At 73.8% G+C, this 23,647-nt stretch carries 18 protein-coding genes; 8 read left to right on the top strand and 10 right to left on the bottom strand.

Annotated features, from left to right (window positions below; translation table 11 throughout):
* Positions 1-43 precede the first annotated feature (43 nt).
* A complete protein-coding gene (locus QHG49_RS05550) occupies positions 44-1,669 on the top strand; it encodes a CocE/NonD family hydrolase (protein WP_301487486.1) in 1,626 nt (541 codons plus the stop codon).
* Here the strand turns inward: QHG49_RS05550 and QHG49_RS05545 are convergent.
* The 9 genes from QHG49_RS05545 to QHG49_RS05505 form a co-directional block, all read right to left on the bottom strand.
* A complete protein-coding gene (locus tag QHG49_RS05545; protein ID WP_301487484.1) occupies positions 1,598-2,797 on the bottom strand; it encodes a glycosyltransferase family 2 protein in 1,200 nt (399 codons plus the stop codon). The genes QHG49_RS05550 and QHG49_RS05545 overlap by 72 nt on opposite strands.
* A complete protein-coding gene (locus QHG49_RS05540; protein WP_159706644.1) occupies positions 2,794-4,026 on the bottom strand; it encodes an acetyl-CoA carboxylase biotin carboxylase subunit family protein in 1,233 nt (410 codons plus the stop codon). The genes QHG49_RS05545 and QHG49_RS05540 overlap by 4 nt, the downstream gene beginning before the upstream one ends.
* Positions 4,019-4,753 (bottom strand): PIG-L deacetylase family protein, encoded by a 735-nt coding sequence (locus QHG49_RS05535; protein ID WP_236576539.1) that lies wholly within the window; start codon positions 4,751-4,753, stop codon positions 4,019-4,021. Before QHG49_RS05535 ends, QHG49_RS05540 begins: the two co-directional genes overlap by 8 nt.
* Positions 4,750-6,771 (bottom strand): NAD-dependent epimerase/dehydratase family protein, encoded by a 2,022-nt coding sequence (locus tag QHG49_RS05530; RefSeq protein ID WP_301487479.1) that lies wholly within the window; start codon positions 6,769-6,771, stop codon positions 4,750-4,752. Before QHG49_RS05530 ends, QHG49_RS05535 begins: the two co-directional genes overlap by 4 nt.
* A 73-nt stretch (positions 6,772-6,844) precedes the next feature.
* Positions 6,845-7,588, bottom strand: a complete 744-nt coding sequence (locus QHG49_RS05525; RefSeq protein WP_301487477.1) for a hypothetical protein — start codon at positions 7,586-7,588, stop codon at positions 6,845-6,847.
* 8 nt (positions 7,589-7,596) lie between these two features.
* Positions 7,597-8,631 (bottom strand): arginine beta-hydroxylase, Fe(II)/alpha-ketoglutarate-dependent, encoded by a 1,035-nt coding sequence (gene vioC, locus QHG49_RS05520; protein ID WP_145490577.1) that lies wholly within the window; start codon positions 8,629-8,631, stop codon positions 7,597-7,599.
* Positions 8,632-8,857: 226 nt separating this feature from the next.
* Complete coding sequence (locus QHG49_RS05515) at positions 8,858-10,798, bottom strand: amino acid adenylation domain-containing protein (protein ID WP_301487474.1); 1,941 nt, start codon at positions 10,796-10,798, stop codon at positions 8,858-8,860.
* Entirely contained in the window at positions 10,795-11,955 is a 1,161-nt protein-coding gene (gene vioD, locus QHG49_RS05510; RefSeq protein ID WP_301487472.1) for a capreomycidine synthase, read from the bottom strand. The genes QHG49_RS05515 and vioD overlap by 4 nt, the downstream gene beginning before the upstream one ends.
* 19 nt (positions 11,956-11,974) lie before the next feature.
* A complete protein-coding gene (locus tag QHG49_RS05505; RefSeq protein ID WP_301487471.1) occupies positions 11,975-13,375 on the bottom strand; it encodes a KamA family radical SAM protein in 1,401 nt (466 codons plus the stop codon).
* A 520-nt stretch (positions 13,376-13,895) separates the two neighbouring features.
* Between QHG49_RS05505 and QHG49_RS34040 the strand changes: the two genes are divergently transcribed.
* From QHG49_RS34040 to QHG49_RS05470, 6 genes are all read left to right on the top strand, one after another.
* Positions 13,896-14,333: an XRE family transcriptional regulator gene (locus tag QHG49_RS34040; protein WP_370530428.1), complete on the top strand. Its 438-nt coding sequence runs from the start codon at positions 13,896-13,898 to the stop codon at positions 14,331-14,333.
* Between the two features lie 68 nt (positions 14,334-14,401).
* Positions 14,402-16,135 (top strand): carbamoyltransferase C-terminal domain-containing protein, encoded by a 1,734-nt coding sequence (locus tag QHG49_RS05490; protein WP_301487469.1) that lies wholly within the window; start codon positions 14,402-14,404, stop codon positions 16,133-16,135.
* Positions 16,132-17,931, top strand: coding sequence for a condensation domain-containing protein (locus QHG49_RS05485; protein WP_301487467.1), 1,800 nt, complete (start codon positions 16,132-16,134; stop codon positions 17,929-17,931). Before QHG49_RS05490 ends, QHG49_RS05485 begins: the two co-directional genes overlap by 4 nt.
* A 37-nt stretch (positions 17,932-17,968) precedes the next feature.
* Positions 17,969-18,682, top strand: a complete 714-nt coding sequence (locus QHG49_RS05480) for a hypothetical protein (RefSeq protein WP_301487465.1) — start codon at positions 17,969-17,971, stop codon at positions 18,680-18,682.
* Positions 18,679-20,412: an ABC transporter ATP-binding protein gene (locus QHG49_RS05475; protein ID WP_301487464.1), complete on the top strand. Its 1,734-nt coding sequence runs from the start codon at positions 18,679-18,681 to the stop codon at positions 20,410-20,412. Before QHG49_RS05480 ends, QHG49_RS05475 begins: the two co-directional genes overlap by 4 nt.
* Complete coding sequence (locus QHG49_RS05470; protein ID WP_301487462.1) at positions 20,409-22,292, top strand: ABC transporter ATP-binding protein; 1,884 nt, start codon at positions 20,409-20,411, stop codon at positions 22,290-22,292. Before QHG49_RS05475 ends, QHG49_RS05470 begins: the two co-directional genes overlap by 4 nt.
* A 93-nt stretch (positions 22,293-22,385) precedes the next feature.
* Here the strand turns inward: QHG49_RS05470 and QHG49_RS05465 are convergent, their stop codons facing one another.
* Entirely contained in the window at positions 22,386-22,559 is a 174-nt protein-coding gene (locus QHG49_RS05465) for a CsbD family protein (RefSeq protein WP_159706662.1), read from the bottom strand.
* A 137-nt stretch (positions 22,560-22,696) separates the two neighbouring features.
* Here QHG49_RS05465 and QHG49_RS05460 point away from each other — a divergent pair, with 137 nt between their 5' ends.
* Positions 22,697-22,867 (top strand): hydrophobic protein, encoded by a 171-nt coding sequence (locus tag QHG49_RS05460; RefSeq protein WP_145487627.1) that lies wholly within the window; start codon positions 22,697-22,699, stop codon positions 22,865-22,867.
* Positions 22,868-23,647: the final 780 nt, after the last annotated feature.

Below are 23,647 nucleotides of genomic sequence, written 5' to 3'. Positions count from 1 at the left end.
TTGGCGGGTGCGTATTGTTGTGGAACACGATGTGCAAATACCCATGCGCGACGGCGTGTTATTGAGTGCCGATCTCTACCGCCCGGACACGCCCGAGGCGGTGCCCGTGCTCGTCCGGCGCACGCCCTACGGGAAGTCGGGAAGTCCCGGTGGGGCCTCTGTCGACGGCCTGCGGCTGGTCCGTTCGGGCTACGCGTTGCTGGTGCAGGACGTCCGCGGCCGGTTCGCCTCCGGCGGCGCCTTCGAGCCGTACTGGAACGAGGCTCAGGACGGTGCCGACACCGTCGCCTGGGCCGTCCGGCGGCCGTGGTGCGACGGCTCGGCGGGCCTGTTCGGCCGCTCGTACGAAGGCATGGCCGCGCTGCTCGCGGCGGGGGAGCGGCCGCCCGGTCTGGGCGCCGTCGTCCCGCACGTGGCCGGCTCGGGGTTCGACGAGGGCTGGACCCGTCAGGGGGGCGCCCTGCAACGGGGGTTCCTCCTCTACTGGGTGCTGTACGACCTGCTGCTCGACGGGGCCGGGCTGACCGGGCCGGAGCTGGCCGAGGTGGCGGACGCCGTCGACCGGATCGATGCCCTGTACGTGGATCCGGACGCCGCAGCCGGCCTCCTGGACCGGCTCGCGCCCTATTACCGGCAATGGCTCGAACACCCCACCGGCCACCCCTACTGGAAAGCCGCCTCCCCCCGTGACTCGTATCCGCTGATCGACGTTCCGTCTCTCCATGTGACGGGGTGGTACGACATATTCCTCGCCGGTGCCCTCGAAAATTTCCAGGGAATTCGGGAACAGGGCGTGGAGTCGCGTCTGGTGGTCGGGCCGTGGTCCCATTGCGTCACCGGCGGGATATTTCCCCAGCGCCGTTACGGGCTCGCCGCCGACGAACAGCGGCTCGATGTCACCGGTCTGCACCTGGACCACTTCGACCGCCATCTGCGCGGACGGCCGACCGGTGCGGCGGCCCCGGCGCCGGTGCGGCTCTTCCTCACCGGCGCCGACGAGTGGCGCGCCTTCCCCGACTGGCCGGTCCCCGGCACCGAGGAGTACGTGCTCCACCTGGACGGCCCGCGGCTCACGCCCGGACCCGTGCCGCGGACCGCGGCCGGCGACACGATCCGGCACGACCCGGCCGACCCGGTGCCCACCACCGGCGGCGCCACCGCCCTGCCCGGCCAGTTCACCGGCGCCGACTGCGGCCCGCTCGACCAGCGCGAGGTCGAGCGGCGCGACGATGTCCTGAGCTTCACCGGCGCACCGCTCACCGCCCCGCTGACCGTGGTCGGCGACACCGTTCTGACGGTGTACGTCACGCCGGACGCGGCGGGCGCCGACGTGACCGGCAAGCTCGTCGACGTCCGGCCCGACGGCCGGGCGGAGTTGCTGTGCGACGGCATCCAGCGGCTGGAGCCGCCGGGGGAGGGCGGAGCGGCCGCCCCCGGCCGGCCGGCCGAGGTCACCGTCCGCCTCGGTGCGATCGGCCATGTGTTCCGCCCCGGCCACCGCGTCCGCCTCGACGTCGCGGCCAGCAACGCTCCACGCTTCGACGTCCACCCCCGGGTGGTCGCGCACCACACCGTCCACCACGGCGGTGACCATCCCTCACGCCTGACGCTGCCGCGTCTCGCCGACGGCCGAGGGGACGGGCGAGGAGACGGCCGAGGGGACGGCTGAGGAGGCGGCGGGGCCGGCGGTGTCCTGACGGAAGACCGAGAGGTCCGCCACCTTCTCGATCCGCCGGCCCGCCTCCCAGTGCGCCCGGCGCAGCCGCCGCAACTGGGCTCCGGTCAGGCGGGTGCTGTGCTGCGGGATCGACCGCACCATACGGGCCCGCTTGGCCGAGGCCGGGTAGCGGTCCCGCACCCGGTAGGGGTCGTTGAGCAGGTGGTGTGCGGTACCCGTGTGGAAGGCGATCTTCAGCAGCGCGTAGTACGCCGCGGCACCCGCTCCCTTGGCGCGGGCGCAGTGCGCCAGCGTCCTGACCGCCTCGTACCACCGCCACAGCACCGGCACGGCCGGCGTGGTGAACACGCCCGTCTCCTGGGCGATGCCCTCGCCGACGCCGTAGCGGAAGTAGCTGCGCATGTTCGCGAAGCCGTGCTGGGCATCGTGGAAGATCCGGGCCTCGGGCAGGTACACCACCGGGATGCCGGCCAGCTGGAGCCGGAAGTCGAACTCCCGGTCCTCGCACCAGTGGATGAGCTCGTCGAAGTGGTACCCGCCGATGTGCTCCACGATCGTCCTGTTGTAGATGAGCGGCGGGGACAGCGCGCTGACGTAGTCGCCCTCGTCGAACTCCCGCACGCGGGCGGTCAGTCTGCTGAGCAGGCCGTCGGACTCCCCGTACACCACCTGCCCCTTGACCACCGGCTCGGTGAGGACCGCGCGGACCATGGAGCGCACCACCCCCGGGGCGAAGGTGCAGTCGGAGTCCATCAGCAGCAGGTACTGCCGGTCGGTGGCGGCGGCCCCCGCGTTGTAGGCCGCGCCCAGGTTGCCGACGTCCTCGATCTCGGTGACCGTCAGCGGCCTCGGATGCTCGGCGATCAGCTTCAGCACGGCCTCGGTGGGGCCGTTCAACGCCAGTACGATCTCGACGTCCTCGTCGATCGACGCGATGCAGTCGGCGATCCGCAGGTCGTCGCGCAGGGCGATGACCACGGCGGTGCGGGCGATCCCCTTCTCCACCGCTGCCTCGTCCACCGGGTCGGTGGCCATTGCGTTCTCCCTCGTCTCGTCGGTGCGCGCGCGGGCGGGCGCGTCCAGCGGCCCGCGCACGGTGGTCGCCGGTGTCGTGGTCATTGCGTCGCCGCCTTGAACCGCAGGGGCAGCGCGCGCAGCGTGCGCTCGGCGACCGCCTCCGCCGCGGCGCGCTCGTCGGCGTACGCGATCACCCCGGCCAGCACATCGGCCCCGCCGCGGTAGCGCGGCACCACGGTGCCGGGCGCGAGCTCCATCCCCCAGAAGACGTCGTGCACCCCCGCCCGGCGGGCGACGTCCCGCGGGTCGCCGGCCCACTCCACCACTCCGCCGTCCGCGGGCAGGAAGCGCTGGACCGCCGCCCCGTCGCGGGTCGGGCGCAGCTCGGAGAGCTCCAGCGGCCGGCCCAGCGCCAGCCGCACCACGTTGGGCAGCGGGTCCACCCCGGTGGCCAGCCGCATCACCTCGGTGGCGATCCGCGCGCCGGTGAGCCGGCAGGTGATCTCCAGGAGCACCACCCGGCCGTCGCGGGTGCGCAGGATGTCGGTGTTGATCACCGCGGGGTCCAGCCGCAGGGCCCGGGCCCCGCGCCGCACGGTCTCGGTGACCTCCTCGATCTGCCCGGCGGTGAGCCGGCTGGGCAGAGTGTCGCCGCCCTCGAAGAAGTACGGGGCGAACTCCTCCTTGCGCCCGTACTCCCGGTCCCCGAAGCCGAACCGGTGCAGCTCGCCGTCGACCATGAACGCGGCCAGCGTGTGCTCGGTGCCCTCGAGGAACTCCTCGACGACGATCCGGCCGACGGGGCTGAGCCGCAGCGCCTCGGCCGCCCCCTGCCATGCCGCCTCGGCCGACTCCACCTTCAGCACGCCCAGCGAACCGGTCTGATCGCTCGGCTTGATGACGGCCGGCAGGCCGACCTCGGCGACCGCCCGCACCGCCTCCCGCACACTCCCGGCGGTCGCGAACCGGGGCAGGTCCAGGCCCGCCTCGCGCAGGATCGCCAGTCGGCGGTCCTTGAGCGTGCAGTCGAGCGCCGTCTCCAGGGGCAGGCCGGGGCAGCCGAACCGGTGGGCCACGGTGCTGATCACCGGCGGATTGTCCGCGCCGAGCGAGAACACGCCGTCCAGCCGGTCGACACCGGCCGCCGACAGCTCGGCGAGGACCGCCGTGCTGTCGGTCGGGTCACAGACCAGCAGCGTGTCCGCGGCCGCCCGCGCCCGGTCGGTCGGTGTGTCGGTGACCACCAGCAACTCGCGTCTCGGAGAGCGCAGTTCCGTCAGTGAACGGTCCATTCCCGAACCCAGACCGCAGACCAGGAGCCGCTCAGTCACGGCGGCCTCCCGGTCCGTCGCCGGTCGCCTCTCCGGCGTCCGGGCCGCCGGCCGCGGGCGGGGTGCGCAGGCTCAGCACCTGGAACACCTCCGCGTGGCCCGAGCCCGCGGACACCGTGCCCCGGTAGCGGGCCAGGCCACGGACACCCTCGTCCCAGGCGGCGTGGCGCAGCTGCGAGACGTACGCGCGCATCGCCTCGACCTTGGTCTCGATCTGTCCGTCGATGTTCTGCGCGTACTGGAACCGGGCCATCGGCGCCCACACCTCGTATCCGAGCACCAGCCGGGGCGCCGGCATCGGCCGCCCGCCCGACTCCTGGAAGAACTCCGACTGCGCCATCCACAGCGCCTCGGTGGTCAGTTGGTGCACCATGCGGTGTTCGACGTCGTCGTCGTTGTCGTGCGGCAGGTAGACCACCTGCGGTCGCACCTCCCGCAGCACCCGCACCAGGTCCAGGTGCACCCGGCGGGAGAGCGTGAAGTCCCGTGACGGCTCGTCGAGGCGGATGCAGCGGTGCACGCCCAGTGCCTTCGCGGCGGCCTGCGTCTCGGCGGCGAACTCGGCGTCGGTGACCGCGTCGTCCAGGGCGCTGCGCTCACGCCCGATGACCACGACCACCGTCACCCGGGCCCCGTCCCGGACGTGCTGGGCGATGGAGCCGCCGCAGCCGATGACGTCGTCGTCGGGGTGCGGCGCGACCACCAGCACATCGGTGACGCCCGTCACGACCGCGCCTCCGGCGCCTGCCGGGCCCAGACCGCCCACTGCCCGGTCAGCTCGACGCCCGTGGCGAAGGGCGTCCGCGCGGTGAAGCCGAGCAGGCGTTCGGCCTTGTCGTACCGGGCCCGGGCGGTCGAGCGGTACAGCTCCAGCTCCCAGTCAGGCACCGGGTTCCCGGCGGGCCGCCCCGCCGGACCGCCCAGGCCGCGCAGGGCGCGGATCGCGTCGAAGAACCGGCCCCAGCCGAGCGGTTCACCGTTGCCGACGAGGAAGCGCCGACCGGCTGCCGCCTCCTTCCCGGCGGCCAGGAGCACCGCGTCCACCAGATCGTCGACGTACACGGCGTTGCACACACCGGCGTCCTCGCCCGTCGGCAGCACGGCGAAGTCGCCTTCGGCGCGCCCGAGCTGGGCGGTGGTCCACTGACCGCCCCACGGCCCGTAGACCACGCCGGGCTGCAGGACGACGGTCTCCAGCTCCGGGCCGTGGGCGTCGAGCACCAGCTGTTCGGCGGCGAGCTTCTGCTGTTCGTACTCGCGGTCGGCGGGGTCCGCCGGGCGGCCCGGTGACTCCTCGGTCAGCTCACCGGCGAGGGTGGGGTCGTAGACGTCGACGGTGCTCAGGTGCACCACCCTGCGGACGCCGGCGGCGCGGGCGGCGGCCAGGACGTTCGCGGTGCCCTCGACGGAGGCCGCCCAGCGGTCCGCCTCCTCACCGGCGCTGCCGAAGGCGCAGTGCACGACGGTGTCGCACCCCTCGAAGGCGGCCCGCAGGCCGTCGGGGTCCAGCAGGTCGGCCCGGTGGAACTCCAGCCGCTCCTGCGGCAGGACGGACAGCCGCGCGGCCCGGCCGAAGCCGCGTACCACCGGCCGTACGGTGGCCCGGGTGCCCAGGGCGAGCCGTTCGACGACGCGGCCGCCGATGAAGCCGCTCGCACCAGTGACCGCCACGGTGCCGGTGAGCGCGTCCGCCACGCCGGTCGCGGCGCGACGGGTGGTCCAGGGCTGGGCGGTCTCCTCGCGGGCGCCGCCGTAGCACTCCTGGATCAGCTCGACGACGCGCAGGCCGTCCTCGGGACCGGAGTGCGCCGCGGCGGTCCCGCGCACGGCCGCGGCGAAGTTGGCGAGCTGCTCGGTGAACAGCAGCTCCCACTCGTCCTGGGCGGGGGCCACCGCCGCCACGTCTCCCCGGTGCAGTTCCACGCCGTCGGCGGTGACCAGGGTGCACTCGCCGGCCGGGAAGTCGGTCCCGATGGTCACGGTCGCCTTGGTGCCGGTCACCGTGCAGGAGATACCGAGGTCGCGCAGCCGGCTGAACGCGCAGTGCACGTCGACGCCGCCGAAACGCAGATGGGCGGTCGCGTCGGTCTCCACCCCGCCCAGCGAGTCGTCCTCGTAGCGGACGACCCGCGCGTCGGGGCCGAGCCACCACAGCAGCGTGTCGAAGACGTGCGAGGCGGTGTCGGTGAGCACGCCGCCGCCCGCGAGCCGCCGGTCGAACATCGACCAGGAGACCGGCTCCCAGGCGTACGGGTGGCCCTCCGACCAGTCGACGCGTACCACGTCGCCCAGGTCGCCGCTCTCGATGAGCCGCTTGACCCAGGCGTACGCGGGGAACAGCCGCCGGGGGTGGGCCATCGCGAGCAGCGGCGCGAAGTCGTCGGCGGCGAGCGCGACCAGGCGCCGGGCGTCCTCGACCGAGGTGGTCATCGGCTTCTCCAGCAGCACGTGCTTGCCGGCCGCGAGCAGTGACTCGACGGTCCGGGCGTGCGACGTGTGCGGTACGACGACCACGGCCGCGTCGAAGGCGTCCGCGGCCTCGGCCGGATCGGTCGCGATCACCACCTGGTCGGCACCGGTGCCGCCCAGCTCGCGGTACAGGTCGAGCGCGGCCCGCGCCTGGCGCGGGTCCCGGTCGATGAGCGCGGTCAGCCGCACATCGCCCTTCAGCGGCGGCAGGGCGGGCACGTGGCAGCCGCGTGCGGCGGCACCGCACCCGACGATGGCGAGACGTACGGGAGGCATGATTCTCCAGGGGTCGCGAGGGGGTGACTTGGGAGGGATGTGCAGGCCGCGGCGCCGGGGCGCGCGGGGCGGGTCACGGCACGGCCGGCGCGTGGTGAACCCAGACGTTGGGCTCGGCGTAGATCCCGTGGCCGTCGGCGGTGACCCGCAGCGGCACCAGGCCGCCGGGCAGCGGATGGTCGCCCGGCCCCGGCAGCGGATGGCCGAGGAACTCCTCCCAGCGGGACACCGGCTGACGGATCACCAGGGACCGCTTGGCGATGCCCAGTTGCCGGGCGCCCAGCTCGGCGTGTGCAGCGAGCCATGGATCGAAGCAGCGGCCGTCGGGGCGGCGCCAGGCGGCGTACTCCTCGATCGGGATCAGGGGGTATCGAGGCTTGCGGGTGGGCCGGACCGGGATGATCAGGCCGCGGGGGCACTGCTCCGCGGCCCTGGTGCGGGCCTCGGCCAGCAGCCGCTCGGCGTGGCCGGCCGCCCGGTGCGCGGGATCGACGGACACCGACAGCATGCAGAGGGCGTCCGGGTGGTCCGGCGGCCCGTGGTCGACGGCCTCGACCAGGATCTCGTCACTGCCGGAGGGCAGTGACGAGGCCCGGCCGTCCCACCGCACCGGCAGCCCGTTGGCCGCCGCCACCAGCTTCCCGCTGTCGTCCACCAGGCAGAGCTGATGGGCGGGGAAACGCTCGTACATTCCGTGCCAGCGCCAGTTGCCGGGGGACTCCCAGCCCATGAACGCGGGCATGTTGGCGCCGATCAGCGCGTCCACCTCGGGCAGCAGCCACCGGTCGCGGGACAGGTCGGTGAGGGTGAGTGCCACGGGTGCGCTCAGCCCAGCAGCCGAGTCTCGGCCGTGGCCCGCATCGGGCGGGAGCGCCGCAGGTCGGCGGTGACGCACATCCGCTTGAGCCACCGGTCGGTGCCGTCGTAGCGGGCCTGGAACGGCAGGCGGCCGTGCACCGCCCGGTGGTTGTCGATGATGAGCACGTCGCCCTGGTCCGCGACCACCTCCCGCATTCCGGCGTCCACCACCTTGAACAGCGCGTCATAGGCACGCCGGGCGTCGGTGTCGTCCTCGGGCACGGAGGTGAAGTACGGGTCCAGACGCATGTACGGGTCCTGCCGTGAGCCGTAGAGCAGCGGGCCGAGCGGCCGCTCGTCGATCATCTTCTGGATGGTGGCGAAGCGGGCGGCCTCCTCCTCGGAGGTGATGGTGTTGTTCTTCGGCAGATGCGACTCGTCCGGCGCGATGAAGAAGCGCGACTCGAAGAGGATGTCGATGTCGTCCTCGGACAGCGAGGCCAGGTCCAGTTCGCCCACCGTGGTGGGCACGTGGTCGGGGTTGCGCAGTGCGCCCAGGATCAGGTAGTCGCTGCGGTAGGGATGGAAGGCGTCCTCGGTGTGCCAGGTCAGCAGCTGCTTGCTGCCCATGCCGAGCTGGTCGTTCTCGTGCCGGCGGATCGGGAAGATGTCGTGGACGAGGTGGCCGTCCTGCTGCGTGGCCCAGCCGAAGGGCTCGCCCAGCAGCGCCGAGTACAGCATCAGCAGCAGCTCCTCGGGGAACTCCGGGCCGGGCCGGTGGCGGCCGCGCCAGTGCTCGGGGGTGGGCCCGATGCGCTGCTGGTCGAACTCGTGCCCGCGCACGAGAACATGGCCGTGGCGGTCGCCCAGCTTGAAGTCGCGCAGGAAGTGCTGCACGCCGAGCGGCAGCCGGGCCGCGAGCCGCGGCAGGTCGCGCAGCAGACCGGCGTCGTCGAAGGAGGGGTAGGCGGCGGCCAGTTCGAGGGTGAGCCCCGTAGTCGCGGCGGCCTCGTCGGGGCTGAGGGTGTAGCTTCGTGTGGACTGGTCGGTGAGGTTCGACATGGCCAACTCTCGCTGAGTGACGGGTGGTTACTGCCCGCGGGCGGCCGAAGCCGGGCCCGCGGGCCCTCGGGTGGTGCAGGTGGTGCTGTGGTCCCGGCGGTGCCGGTGGTGCGGTGGTCCGGGCGGTGCCGGTGGTCCGGGCGGTGCCGGCTGCGCGGTGGTCCCGGCGGTGCGGGCCGCGCGGTGGTCCGGGCCGGGCGCGAAGCGGTGCGCGGGCCGTGACGGCTCAGAGCCGGGCGGCCTCGTCGGCGCGGAGCGCCCCGGCCAGCAGCCGGGGGGTCGGGCACCGGAGCAGTGCGCTCGCCCGCAGCCCGGCCGCCGCCGGGAAGGACTCGCGCAGCCGCGCGAGCAGCCGCATGGCCAGCAGGGACTGGCCGCCATGGTCGAAGAAGTCGTCGTCGGGGCCGATCCCCGGTGCGTCCAGGACCTCGCGGAACAGGTCCGTCACCGTGGACAGCGGTTCGTCGCGGGGCTCCGGTCCGGAACCCGGACCCGGCGCCTGCGTTCCGGGCGTCGCCAGGGGCGCCCGCGGGGCCTCCACCGCTTCCGGCCGCTGCCGCGCGGCGACGTGCTCCGCCGCGGCCCAGCCGCTCAGCCGCCGTTTGTCGATCTTGCCGTGCCGGTTCTTCGGCAGGGCCGACACCCGGTACAGCACCCTGGGCACGGCCCAGTCCGGCATGTGTGCCGCCAGCGGTGCCAGCAGCGCGTCCTTCTCCGCCCCGGCCACCCGGACCGCTTCGCCGGGCAGTGGCGCGCGCAGCGGGTCGGCCGGGACCGTGAAGGCCCACAGCGCGGTGCCGGTCCGAGGGTCGGGGAACACCACGGCCTGGTCCACAGCGGGGTCCGCGCACAGGGCCCGCTCCACCCGCGCCGGCTCCAGCCGGTGGCCGCGTATCTTCACCTGGTCGTCGAGCCGCCCGAGGAAGACCAGGTGGCCGTCGGCGTCGATCCGCCCCAGATCGCCGGTCCGGTACACCCGGGCCCCGGGGACGGGGGACAGCGGGTCGGGCACGAACCGGCGGGCGGTGGCGGCCTCGTCGTCGAGGAAGCCGCGCGCCAGCAGCGGTCCGCCGATGTGGATCTCCCCGGCCTCGCCCCGTGGCACGGGCCGCCCGTCGCGCCGGACACCGATCTCCACGTCCCGCAGCGGTGTGCCGAGCGGGACCTCCTCGGCGTCGGCCGGAAGCAGCCCGGTGTAGAAGGTGGAGCTGACGGTGCACTCGGTCAGTCCGTAGACGTGGGCCAGCCGGGCCGGATGGCGGGCCTGCCACTCCCGGTAGGGCCCCGGGTCCATCCGCTCGCCGCCGACCACCACCAGGCGCAGTTCCCTCGGCGTGGTCAGGCCGCGGGTGTCGAGCCAGCGGGCGTACTCCAGCCAGTACTGCGTGGACAGTTCCACCACCGTGGTCCCGGTGCGGGCCGTCATGGTGTGCAGCTCCTCCGCGTCCAGGGCCTGTGTGTCGGCCCGGCACACCACGGCCGCGCCGGAGAGGAGCGCGGGGAACACCTCCTCGATCAGGACGTCGAACCCCGGTGAGGCGACCTGGAGCCAGCGGTCACCGGCGGTCAGCTCCAGCCGTTCGGCGACCGCGACGGCGAACCCGCGCAGCGAGTCCCGCTCGACGACCGTGCCCTTGGGCTGCCCGGTGGACCCGGAGGTGAACAGCACGTACGCCACGTCGCCGCCGCAGGCCCGGACCGGCCGCCGGGAGGCGAGGCCGTCCGCGCCCGCCGGGCCGCCGGTGTCCGGGGCCGAGCCGCCGTGATCGGCCGTCTCGCCGCCGGCACCGGGCGCCCCGGCCGGCACGTAGGCCGTGACGGGTGCGTGGGCGCCGTCGCCGAGCCAGACCGCGGCCCGCGTACGCCGCACCAGTAACTCCCGTGCGGTGTCGGGCAGCCGGTCGTCCAGGACGGTGAAGCCCGCTCCGGCCTTCAGCGCCGCCACCATGCCGAGCACCGTGCGCCCGGGATCCGGGAACGCGAGGCCCACCAGCCGCCCGGGACCCGCGCCGCGTGCGGCCAGGGAACCGGCCCAGGCGTCGGTCAGCCGGTCCACCGACCGGTACGTCCAGACATGACTCGGCGTCACCAGAGCCGGCTGTAAGGCGTGTTCACGCACGCAGCGGTCCCACAGGTCCAGGACGTCGGGGGCGCCCGCGGCGGTCATCGGGCGGCCCCCCGGGTGCGCAGGAACTCGGAGAGCTCCGCGAGCCCGGCCCGGAAGTGCTCCTCCGGTCCGCCGAAGCCGAGCCGTGCGCCGTACGGCGCGCCGAAGGCCGTACCCGGCACCAGCAGCGTGTGGTGGCGGGAGAGCAGTTCCAGGCAGAGCCGCTCCACCGTCGCGGGGCCGGCCGAGGTCCGCTCCAACTCCCGGAAGACGGGCAGCGCGCACACCCCGCCCTCCGGCGGCCGCCAGCGCACCAGGTCCTCGTGCTCGGCCATCCACGCGGTGAGGTGTGCCAGGTTGCGACGCGCCTCGGCCGCCCGGGTGCGGACCAGCACGTCGGCGTGGCGCATGGCCCGCTCGGCGATCAGCTCGACCAGCGGCGACAGGAACAGCGTGGTCCGGTCGCGCAGCGGGAAGGTGGCGGTGATGAGTCCGGGCGGCGCGACGGCCCAGCCGACCCGCAGTCCCGGCAGGCCGAAGGTCTTGGAGAAGGTGCCGTAGGAGACCGTGTCGCCGTGGGTGGCGGCGGGGTCCGGGAGCACGTCCCAGCGGTGCGTGATCTCGGCGGTGGCGGCGTCCCACACCAGGGTCGCGCCGACGGAGGCGGTCCGCTCGGTCAGCGCCTTCAGGCCCTGCGGCGACAGCGTGGCCCCGGAGGGGTTGTGCGGGAAGTTGACGACGACGGCCGCGGTCCCCGCGGTGACCAGGCCCTCCAGCACGCTCTGGTCGATCTCGCCGTCGCGCACGGCCGCGGCCGGCAACTCGGCGAGTTCGCAGCCCGCCGCCCGGGGATAGTGGCCCAGGGAATGGTAGATGCCCTGCTGGACGACCACCCGGTCGCCGGGCCGCAGCAGCGTGCCCAGCGTGAGCGCGATGGCCTCGCTGGAGCCGTGGGTGACCAGCACCCTGTCGGCGTCGCCGCCCGCGTACCGGTCGGCGATCGCCTGGCGGATGCCCGCGCCGCCCTGGGAGACGCTGTCGTCCATGACGACCGCGTCCAGGTCCTCGGCCGGGATGCGGCACATCGTCCGTATCTCGGCGAAGGTGTACGGGTGGACGCCGCTGGAGCTGATGTCGTGGATGCCGGGGCCCAGGTGCCGGCGGTACCACTCTTCGAGCACCGGGGGGTCCTCACCCGGCGGACGCAGACTGCTCATGGTTGTGCAACTGTCCCTTCTACCCCTGGCCGGCGCTCTGCCGGGTGTCCCGCCACCACCGCTGTCCGGCCAGCGGAAGCGTGTCGATGGGGTCGTAGTAGTGGTACGAGCCGTTGCGGGCCTCCGGGTCCGCCACTTCCAGCGGGGTGAGCCAGCTCTTGCTCCAGTGGGATATGCCGAGTTCGCGGTCGTAGGAGTCGGCCTGGTCCACCCAGCGCTTGCCGGCCATCGGCACGTCGCACACGATGCGTGGCGTGGCGAAGCCGGGCAGGTAGCCCATGATCTGACGCTGGATCACCTGGGCGCGGTGGAGCGGCACCCGCCAGTGCTCGGCGTTGGGGATCATGTCGCACATGTAGAAGTAGTACGGCGTGATCCCCGCGTGGTCGGTGAGCGCGAAGCACAGGTCCAGCAGGTCGTGCGCGCTGTCATTGACCCCGCGCATCAGCACACCCTGGTTGCGCACCTCGTGCAGTCCCGCGTCCAGGAGCGCCCAGGCCGCCTCCGCCACCGCGGGGGTGATCTGCTGGGCGGCGTTGGCGTGGGTGTGCAGCGCGATGCGCACCCCGCGGGACCTGGCCGTCCGCGCCACCCGCGCCACACCCGCCAGCACGGGACCGGACCGCCAGTGCTGCGGCAGCCCGATCAGCCCCTTGCTGGCCAACCGGATGTCCCGGACCGACTCGATCTCCAGCAAGCCGTCGATGAAGCGCTCCAGGCGGGGCCACGGCATGTTGGCGAGGTCGCCGCCGGAGACCACCACGTCCCGGATGCGGGGGGAGGCGCGCAGATGCTCCAGGATGCGGTCGGCCCGCTCGGCGGGCTTCAGACTCAGCCTGTTCTTGGCCACCTGGGGCGTGGAGTTGCCCACCAGGTCCATCCGGGTGCAGTGCCCGCAGTACTGGGGGCACGTCGACAGCAACTCGGCCAGCACCTTGGTGGGGTAACGGTGGGTCAGCCCCTCCACCACCCACATGTCCTGCTCGTGCAGGGAGTCCCGGGCGGCCATCGGGTGCGAGGGCCACTCGGGGTGCCGGTCGGAGAAGACGGGCAGCATGTAACGGCGCACCGGGTCGTCGTAGAACGCCTTGTCCAGCTCGCCCGGACGGCCCACGGCCGCGGTCGCCATGGTGTTGATCATCTGGGGCGGCAGCAGCACCGACATGGTGGCGCGGTGCAGCCGGTCCCGCTCCCAGTCCTCGTAGAAGCTCTCCGCGAGCAGATCGCCCATGACCGCGCGCAGGCCCTTCGCGTCCTTCACACAGTTCGCGCGCTGCCACCGGGGGTCGGCCCACTCGTCCGCGGTGACGTCACGCCAGCCGGGCAGGCGTCGCCAGTCCGGCTCCGTGAGTGGACGACCGCGGTACTCGTAGAAGCCCTCCGGCGCCGCCGGCCGGGCCTGGCCGCGTGGTGTGTCCACCAACCCTCACCCCCATCCCCTCGGTTTCGGCCGAATCGCCTTGCGTCGATCTTGCAGAGCGTGCGGGGTTGTACACGACAGGAAGTTGTACGGGGTGAAGTCGTCGAGTGCCCCTGTACAACCGGGAATCGCACGACGGGAAGCGGAAGTGCCGGGCCGGCGCGGGAGGAGGGGAGCGGGCACCCTCGCGTACCGGTTGACCGGCCCAGAGGGTGGCGTAAATCATTAACTGATGTTGAAGTACGCATGGTTGACATGTACCACTTGCCGAAGATCCGGTGCGGTGGGTCTCTCATCGGAATCCGCCCGTCTCCGGCTGATCGTGCCGTCGGGACTGTGCGCCGCTGACCACGGTTGTACGGCCCCGCGGAACCTGTGCTTACGACGAGACAACCGAGCATCAGGGGGGAAAGTGCCCAGGCCAGAGCGGTTATTGGATCCCACGGCAGGACCACTGGAGGCGTTCGCACACGACTTGCGGGCCCTGCGGAGGCGGGCGGGGAACCCCTCGTACCGCACCATGGCGAAAAGGGCCCACTATTCCGTGTCCACGCTCGCCGAGGCCGCGCGGGGACTGCACAAACCTTCCTTGAAGGTGACCCTCGCCTACGTGGACGCGTGCGGTGGCGACCTGGAGACGTGGTCCCGCCGCTGGCAGAACGTCTGCGACAAACTGGAAGCCGGTGACGCACCGGTACCCGAGCGACCGGACACAAGACGGGAGTCCCGCCGCTCCGGCCGCCCTCCGGCCCCGCGCGGCGCCCCGCGCGATGTGCGCACGGACGACGGGCTGACGAGGGACGAGAAGGCCGAACTGCTGCGGCTGCGCCTTGAGGTCGAGGAACTGCGGCGCGCGAACGAGGTGCTGAAGGCGGCGTCCGCGATCTTCGCCGCGGATCTCCGCACAACGCGGAAGGTCGTGTACAACTCGGCAGGCCGACAAGATCGGTTGGTGTGACCGGTGCGCCCCGTGCCCTCGGGCACGGGGCGCACCGGACGATCCCGACCGACCTTTGGGGACTGACCATGCGTGTGCTCGGAGTCAACGGCTGGCCCGGGGCCAGCCATGATGGTGCCGCCTGCCTCGTCGTGGACGGCGAAGTCGTCGCCCTGGCCGAAGAGGAACGATTCACCCGGAACAAGCACGCCTACGGAGAGGCGCCCCTCAACGCCGCCGCACACTGCCTCGCGGAGCACGGCCTGACCCTGGACGACATCGACATCGTCGCCCACGGATGGGACCTGCCCAAACTCTTCCGCGACCGGGACCTGGACTGGTTCGACACCGACGCCGACGCACTGGAACACCTGCTGCCCAAGGCGCTGTTCCCGCGCACCCGCGACCCGCGGCTGACCTTTGTCAACCACCACATCGCACACGCCGCCAGCGCCTACCACCTCTCCGGGCGCGACCGAGGCGCCGTCCTGGTCCTGGACGGCCAGGGCGAGGACGTGAGCACCACCCTCGCCGTCGGCATCGACGGCGAGATCAAGACCCTGCGCGCCTATACGCCAGGCTGGTCACTGGGCTACTTCTACGCCGCGGTCTGCGAGTACGCCGGCCTCGGCGCCGACGCGGCCGGCAAGATGATGGGCCTGGCCTCCTACGGCACCCCCCAGGACCTCACCTTCGGCGGAGCCCTGGACTTCACGGACGAGGGCTTCGCCATCGGCGTCGTACCGCCAAACCTGCGCTCCACCGGCGACACCGACGAGGAGACGGCGACCATACGGCACTGGCTGGCGCACCTGGAGAAGGCGCTGCCCGACGGGCCCAACCGCTCCGCCCGCCGCTTCTCCTCCCGGCTGGGCCGCTACACCAAGGTCACGGAACGGGACCCGTTCGAGTACCGGGACATCGCGGCCACGGCCCAGGCGGCGCTGGAACGCGCGGTCATGGCCCTCGTACGCACCCTGCTCCGCGAGAGCGGCGAGACCACGCTGCTGATCGCGGGCGGCGTCGGCTTCAACGCCACCCTCAACGGCAAACTCATGCGCATGCCCGAGGTCCAAGACCTCTTCGTCCAGCCGCTCGCCGGTGACCAGGGCGTCTCGCTCGGCGCGGCGGTCTGGGCCGCGGCCCAGGAGGGTGACCGGATCCAGCCCATGAAGGGCTCGGTGGCCTGGGGCCCGCAGTGGAGCCCCGAGGAGATCCGCCGGGTCCTGGAGACCACCGGAACCGCCTACACCGAGCCCGCGGACATCACCGCCGCGACCGCGGACATCCTGGCCGCCGGCGGGGTCGCCGGCTGGTTCCAGGGCCGGGCCGAGGGCGGCCCCCGCGCCCTCGGCCACCGCAGCATGCTCGCCGTGCCCCACCCCGAGCAGACCCGCGACCGGGTGAACGTCCGCATCAAGGACCGCGAGGCGTGGCGGCCGTTCGCCCCGAGCATGTGCCAGGAGGCGGCCGAAGCCCTGATCGGCACCACCACCCCGCTGCCGTACATGATCGTCACCACCCCGGTCACCGAGGCCGGCGCCGCCGTCATGCCCGCCGTGGTGCACAGTGACCGCACCACGCGGCCGCAGACCGTCTCCGCCGATGTCGACCCCCTCTACCACCGGCTCATCGGCGAGGTCGGCGACCGTACCGGCGCCGCGGTCGTCCTGAACACCTCCTTCAACGGCCGCGACGAACCGGTCGTGTGCAGCCCGGGCGACGCCCTCGCCACCTTCCACCGGCTGCCGATGGACGCCCTGGCCCTCGGACCGTTCCTGGTACGGCGCCCCGACGGTGCCCCGCGGGAGGCCGGCGCATGACCGCTGCGGCCCGCCCGCACACCGGCGGCCCCGTGCGGTCCGATGCCTCGGCGGACACCGGCGCCGCACCCGCGGCCTCCGCGCGCAAGGGCCCGGCGGCCCCCGACGCCACCACCGGGCGGGCCGGCCCCGGCGGCCCGCCCGGTCCGGCCGTCGAGGAGATTCGCGCCAGGCTGGAGGACTGGCTCGCCGGGGCGGTGCTCGCGCCGGAGGCCGACCTGTCCGCGCCGCTCGCCGACCTCGGGGTGGACTCCCTGGACCTCATCCGTACCGCCCGCCGCATCGAGGACGCCTTCGGCGTCCGTGTGCGACTGCGCGAACTGGCCGTCCCGGAGATGACCACGGCCCGGCTGGCCGCGCTGGTCGCCGAACGCGCCGGGCCGCGCCGTACCTCCGCAGCCGTGCCCGGCGCCGGGCACGGGCCGGTCGTCCTCACCCCCGCGCAGGAACAGGCATGGGAGGAGCAGACCGGCGACCGGGGCCACTGGAACCAGGCGCTTCTCCTCACCACCCGGCCGGGCCTGGACGGCGAGCTGTTCGCCGAGGCGGTCCGCCGTCTGGTCGCCGGACACGCCTCGCTGCGCCTGACGGTCGAGGATCGCCCGGCCCGGCGCCCCCGGCAGCTGGTGACGGCCATCGCGCTCGACGGCCCGCCCGGCGCGGCCCTCGGCCCCGTGCTGGACACGGTGGACATCTCCGAGATCGCCGACCCCGACCTGCCGTCCGCGGTCACCCTGCGCTGCACGGTCGAACAAGAGGCACCGCACCCGCGGACCGGACCGGTGGCCCGGTTCGTCCGGTTCGACGCCGGTCCGACCCGCCCGGGGCGGCTGCTGATCGTCGTCCACCAGATCGCCTTCGACATGGTGTCGTGGTCCGTCCTCCTTGAAGACCTGGAGGAGTTGTACACGGCGCTGGAAGCCGGCCACGACGACGTCTGGTGCGCCGAGGGAACCCCCTACCCGCAGTGGGCCGAGGCGCTCGCCGCCCACGCCCGCACCGTCGACGCCGAGGCGGAGACCGACTGGTGGACGGAGGTGGTCCGCACCCCCGCGGCCGTACCGCTGGACCACGCCGTGGCCGACCCGCGCGACGCGAACACCGCCCGCACCGCCGCGACACATCGCGAGGAGTTCCCGCAGGAACTCACCGCCCGCCTCCGCGCGGCTGCCCACGCCCACCACGCCCACCCCGGCGACCTGGTCCTGCACGCCCTGGGCGAGGTGCTGGCCGACTGGCTGGGCGAGAGCGCGGTCCGGGTCGACATCCTGCGGCACGGCCGCGAGGAGCACGTCGGCGAAACCCATCTGGCGCGCACCACCGGCTGGTTCACCACCACCGTGCCCGTCCGCCTCGACCTGGCCCCCGGCACCGCGACCGAACGGCTCGCGCGGACCCTCGGCCATCTCGCGGCCCTGCCCGGCGGGGGCGTGGGCTTCGGCGCGCTCAGCCGCCATGGCCGGCCGCGTGTCTCGGCGGCCCTGCGCGCGGCCCCGCCCAGCGACGTCTCCTTCGACTTCGAGGGCGACGACGCGGACACCCTGCCGTTGGGCACCCTGCTGCCCGACGTGGCGCCGGAACCCGTCGGCGACATCACGGCCCCGCACTGGACACGGCCTCATCTGGTCGAAGTGATCGCCACGACCGACGACGAGGTGCTGCGCGTCGAGTGGTGGTACTCCACCGCTCTGCACGACGAGGCGACCGTCCGAGGCCTCGCCGCCCGCCACCGGGCCGCCCTCACGGCCCTCCTCGACGCGGCGGAACCCGGCGCGGCCCCGACTCGCATCAGCTGAACACCCCACGGACGGACCAGAGAAGGCGCTCTGCCCCATGACCCTGCCCAGCGTGCTCGACCCCTTTTCCGCCCTCGCCCGCTCCGACCCCGGCCGGGCGGCGGTCGCCGAACACGGAACGACGGCCGGGTACGGCCGACCGGCCGACCGGGCAGGGTCGGTGGCGGACCTGGTCGCCACCCGCGCACCCGGGCCGCACCCGCCCGTGGCCGTCATCCCGCGCCACGGTGTCCGGGACATCGCCGCGCTCACCGGCGTACCCGCGGCGGGCCGCGACCGCCGGGCGGTGCCCGGCGGCGCCGCCGACCATGCCGGCGCGGCCCCGCGCGCCATCGGCCGCAAGGAGTTGGCCGCCACCGCCGAGACCGACCGGCCACCCGGCGCCGACCGAGCCCCGCGTCCTCATCGGGAGCCCTCCCACACCCCGGCCCGGGACGGCGGCGAACCGGTCGGCCCCGATGGCGTCTCCCTCGACTTCACGCGCGCCGACAGCGTCCCCCTCGACTTCACGCGCACCGACGGCGACACCGGGCTGGAGGAGATCCCGCCGCCTATGCCGACCCGTGGCCTCGTCGTCCCGGACGACGCCGACGACGACGGCGTCGAGGACCGACCCGCCGTGCCGCGCGCGCAGCCTCCCGCCACGCTCCCCGCACACCTGCTCCCCGACCGGATCGCCGCGGTCCCCGGGCCGGCGCGCACCCGCACGGGCAGGACCGGCCGCGCGGCCACCCGGGACCGGTACCTGTGACCAACCGACTCTTCGACGCCTCGGTGGCCCCGGCCACCCTGCCCGAGGCGGACGCGCGCGGCCCCTGGGCCTACTTGTGGTGGCTGATGCGTATCCGGCCCTGGCCGCTGGTCCTCAGCGCCGTGCTCGGCGCCGTCTGGATGGTCCCCCTGGCGCTGGTCCCGCTCGTCATCGGGAAGGCCATCGACCAGGCCGGCCGGGGCGGCGGGGACGCCGGCATCTGGCTGTGGTCGCTGCTCGCGCTCGCCCTGGGCATCGTCCAGGCCGCCGCCGGCGCCGGCCTGATCCAGGCCGCCGTGGGCGCCGAGGCACACGCCCTGTCGGTCAGCCACCGCGTCCTGATGCGGCATGTGGTCCGGCTGGGCGCCGGTCTGCGCGGTCAGGCCCGCTCCGGCGACGTGGCCGCGTCGGCCGCCGCCGACGTCGAGAGCATCGGCAACGCCTTCGAGGTGGTCGGCCGTACCATCGGCGCGGTGGTCGCCGCCGTGCTCGTGGCCGTGGCCCTCACCGCGACCTCGCCCGTTCTCGGGCTGGCCGTGCTCATCGGCGTCCCGGCCGCCGTCCTGGCCATCGGACCGCTGCTGCGGCCGCTCCAGGAGCGCGACGAGGAACAGCGCGAACAGATGGGCATCGCCACCTCCCAGGCCGGCGACATCGTCGCGGGCCTGCGCGTCCTGCGCGGCATCGGCGGCGAGGCCGCTTTCGCCGAGCGCTTCCGCCGCACCAGCCAAGAGGTGCGCCACGCCGGCGAGTCGGCCGGCCGGATGGAGGCATGGCTCCAGGCGGCGGGAGTCTTCCTGCCCGGACTCGTCACCGTGGGCATCGTCTGGCTCGGCGCCCGCCTCGCCCTGCGGGGGACCATCACCGTGGGCGAACTGGTCGCCTTCTACGGCGCTTCGGCGTTCCTCACCCTCCCGGTGAGCACCGCGACCGAGGCCGCCGAGACGCTCAGCCTGGCCAAGGTCGCTGCCGGCCGGCTCTGCGGCCTGCTGCGCCTGGACCCCGGCACCGCCGATCCCGGACACCCCGAGCCGCTGCCACCGGGACCGCTCTCCCTCGTGGACGCCCACACCGGCATCACCGCCGAGGCCGGACGGCTCACCGTGGTCGTGACCCCCGCCGACGGCACCGGGGACCTCGCCGACCGGCTCACCCGCCCCACCGGCACCGGCACCGGCGGCGGCACGCCGACCGTACGGCTCGGCGGCGTTCCGCTCGACCGGGTGGACCCCGTCGAACTGCGCTCCCGGGTACTGCGGTCCGGCCCCGCCGACAGCCTGTTCAGCGGCACCGTACGGGAGGAGCTGACCGCGTCGGCCGACCGCTCCGCGCAGGAGCTGCGGCGCGCGTTGTTCACCGCCGACGCCGCGGACGTGGTCGAGGCCCTCCGGGCCGGCCTGGACACGCGGTTGGAGGAGGGCGGCCGGGCCCTGTCCGGGGGGCAGCGCCAGCGCCTCGTCCTCGCGCGGGCGTTGCTGGCCGCCCCCGACGTCCTGGTGCTGGAGGACCCGACCTCCTCGATCGACGCCCACACCGAGGCCCGTGTCGTCCACAGGGTGGCCGCCGCGCGCGCGGGGCGCACCACCATCGTGTTCAGCGACAGCCCTCTGTGGCGCGGGGTCGCCGACCGCGAGATCCGCCGCCTTCCGGACGCCGGTCCCGGCAGCCCCGACCGCTCCGCTGACGCCGGTTCCGGCAGCCCCGACCGCTCCGCAGGAGTGCCCTCGTGACGACGACCCGACCCCAGACCCCCGCCCTAGCGGAAGCCGCCCCCGCCCCGCCGTCCGCCGCCGAGCCCGACGGCGTGCCCGGCCTCCCGGGGCGGCTGCCCCTCGCCGACCGGGCCGACGTCCGGGCATGGGCCGGCGCCTTCCTGCGCGCCGAGGCGGCCCGGCTGCTCGGCACCTTCGCACTGTTCGCCGCCGCCCTGGTGGCGGGCCTCACCGGGCCCCGGCTCCTGGGGCATCTGGTCGAGTCCGTCAAGGCCGGGACCACTGCGGGCCGGGTCGACCTGCTCGCCCTGGCCTTCGTCGCCATCCTCGCCACCCACGCCCTGCTCACCCGCGCCGCCCGCACCCAGGCCACCCTGCTCGGCGAGCGGGTCCTGGCGCGTACCCGCGAGGACTTCGTCCGCAGGGTCCTGGGGCTGCCGCTGTCGGAGGTGGAGAGCGTCGCGACAGGCGACCTCCTCAGCCGGGCCACCAACGACGCCGACCGGCTGAACGAGAGCATCCGGCAGGCCGTCCCCCGTATCGCCCTGGCCGCCGTCACCCTGGTGTTCACCCTGGCGGCGATCGTGCTGACCTCGCCCCTGCTCGCCCTCGGGCTGCTGGCCGGGGTGCCCTTCGCCGCCCTGTCGACCTGGTGGTACCGGCCGCGCGCGACCCGCGCCTACGAGCGCCTGCTCGCCCAGGAGGCCGACATCCTGGCCGTCACGCACGAGACCGCCCGCGGCGCCGGGACCGTCGAGGCGCTCGGGCTCGGGCCGCGTCAGACACGGCGTCACGGCCGGGCCGTCGACCAGGTCGTACGGACCCGGCAGCGCACCACCTGGCTCCAGACCATCTGGTTCCCCAGCCTGGACCTCGCCACCATGGTGCCGATGGCGCTGACCCTGCTCATCGGTGGCCTCGCCTACCAGCGCGGTGCCGTGGGACTGGGCGAGCTGACCGCCGTGGTGCTGTACGTGCAGGCGCTCGGCGAGCCCCTCAACGACCTGCTCACCTGGACCGATGAACTCCAGATCGGCAACGCCGCGCTGCGCCGGATCCTGGGCGTGGACCGGCTGCCCTGCGAGCAGCGCCGGCCGCCGGTGGCCACCGAGGGCCAGGCCATCCGGCTGGAAGGCGTCGGCTTCGGCTACGGCCCCGGCCGGGAGGTCCTGTCCGGCATCGACCTCGACATCGCCCCCGGCGAACGCCTGATGGTGGTCGGAGCCTCCGGCGCGGGCAAGTCCACCCTCGGCAAACTGCTGGCCGGGGTGCACCACGCGACCCGGGGGGCCGTGCGCATCGGCGGCGCCGAGATCGGCACCCTGCCGGTGGACCAGCTGCGACGCGAGATCGCGCTCGTCACCCAGGAGCAGCACGTGTTCACCGGCACCGTACGGGACAACCTCACACTGGCCCGCGAGGACGCGCTGCCGGACGAGCGGCTGTGGGCGGTGCTGGAGACCGTCCTGCTGACGGACTGGGCGCGCGCGCTCCCCGACGGCCTCGACAGCGAGATCGGCCCGGGCGCCGCGCCGGTGTCGCCGTCGGCGGCCCAGCAACTGGCGCTGGCCCGGCTGCTGCTGTCGGACCCGCACGCGCTGGTCCTGGACGAGGCCACGGCGCTGCTGGACTCCTCCGCGTCGCGCCGGGTCGAGCGTTCGCTCGCGGCGCTGATCGAGGGCCGTACCGTGATCTCCATCGTGCACCGCCTGGACTCGGTGCGGGACGCCGACCGCGTCGCGGTGATGGAACGCGGCCGGATCGTCGAACTCGGCAGCCACGAGGAACTGCTCGCGGCGGACGGCGCCTACGCCTCCCTGTGGCATGCCTGGCAGGCGGCCCGGCACTCCGATCCGGCGGTACGGAGCGACCAGGGGCGCGGCGCCGACCGGTCGTGACGCCCGTCGAATCCGGTGCTGACCGACCGCATGAGACAGGGGCCCTCCGCCGTCGGCAGGAGGGCCCCTGTGTCCCGGAGAGCGGGGGTGACGTCAGTGCTTGAAGGCGTCCTTCGTCTTCTCCTTGGCCGCGCGGGCGTCGCCCGTGCTCTTCTCCGCCTGTCCCTCGGCGGCCATCCGGTCGTTGCCGAGGGCGCTGCCCACGGCTTCCTTGGCCTTGCCCTTGGCCTGCTCGCCCTTGGCCTTGGCCTTCTCACCGGCGCTCATGAAAGACAGCCTCCTCGAAGTGTTCGTTCACTGTTCCGTGACCGGCTGGTGCCCCGGCGCACCCCTCATAAACAAAGGCGCAGGCGAGGTTGTCACCAGCAATGGAGGGCATACGGCGGGTCAGGAGGTTGATAACCATGGTTCCCCTTTTGCTCGTACTGCTTCTCGCGCTCATCCTTTTCGGTGCCGGGTTCGCCGTCCAGATTCTCTGGTGGGTGGCTCTGGTCGTCCTCGTGGTGTGGCTGCTCGGATTCCTCGTGCGCTCCACGAACGCCGGCGGCGGCCGCGGCCGCTGGTACCGATGGTGACCTGACCCACGCACACCCGCCCTGTGGGGCCCGGCCGAACGCTCGGCCGGGCCCCACAGGCATGCCGAGGGCGGGTCGGTGTCGCGTGCTGGTGCGCGGAGCCGCCCTGGGGCGCGGTGACGAGAGTGTTGCGGGCCCCCGCCGGTGCGGGCGCGGAGCGGGGCTGACGTGTGGGGTGGGAGCGGTGTCGGCTGAAGTCCCGTGGTGCATCTGTGGGGCTTGGCGACGAGATCGACGGACGACTGCCGGCCGGGCTCGGTGTGCCGGTCGACGGTGCGCTCACCGCTGATCTGTCCGGTGGCGAGCCTCAACACACCGCCGTGACAAGCGCCTTGATGTCCGAGACGTCCCTGCTGCTGGCGGACGAGCCGACGGGGGCGCTGGACGAGCAGGCCCGCGACCAGGTCGCCGACGTGCTGCTCGACGCTCCCCGGCGACCTGGCTGTGGCCTGCTGGCCGTGACCCATGACGCGTCGGTGGCGGAACGGGCTGACCGAGTCCTGCGGTCGAGTCAAGGGCGGCCGGCTGGACCCCAGACGGAGATCGCGCCTGTCCGACGGCGCGGCCGGTGTCCTGGGCCGGCCCGTTGCCGCTCCGCGTGGGCGGCCAGCGCGGTTTTCACCCCTGGGACCGGGCCAGGGCGCAATGGTCGCGGCCACGCCATGGATACCGCCGTGGTCGACGCCGGTGGACCGATGGCGGCCGGTGTTCGGATCGACGGCCGATCGACGGCAGCCGCCCCTCGAACGGCCGCTGTCGAACGCACGTAGAGCGCCGCTG

It is taken from the genome of Streptomyces sp. WP-1 (assembly GCF_030450125.1).
GTDB classification, from domain to species: domain Bacteria; phylum Actinomycetota; class Actinomycetes; order Streptomycetales; family Streptomycetaceae; genus Streptomyces; species Streptomyces incarnatus.
The sequence above is the reverse complement of the archived record's forward strand: the minus strand, read 5'-3'. Positions and strand labels throughout refer to the sequence as shown.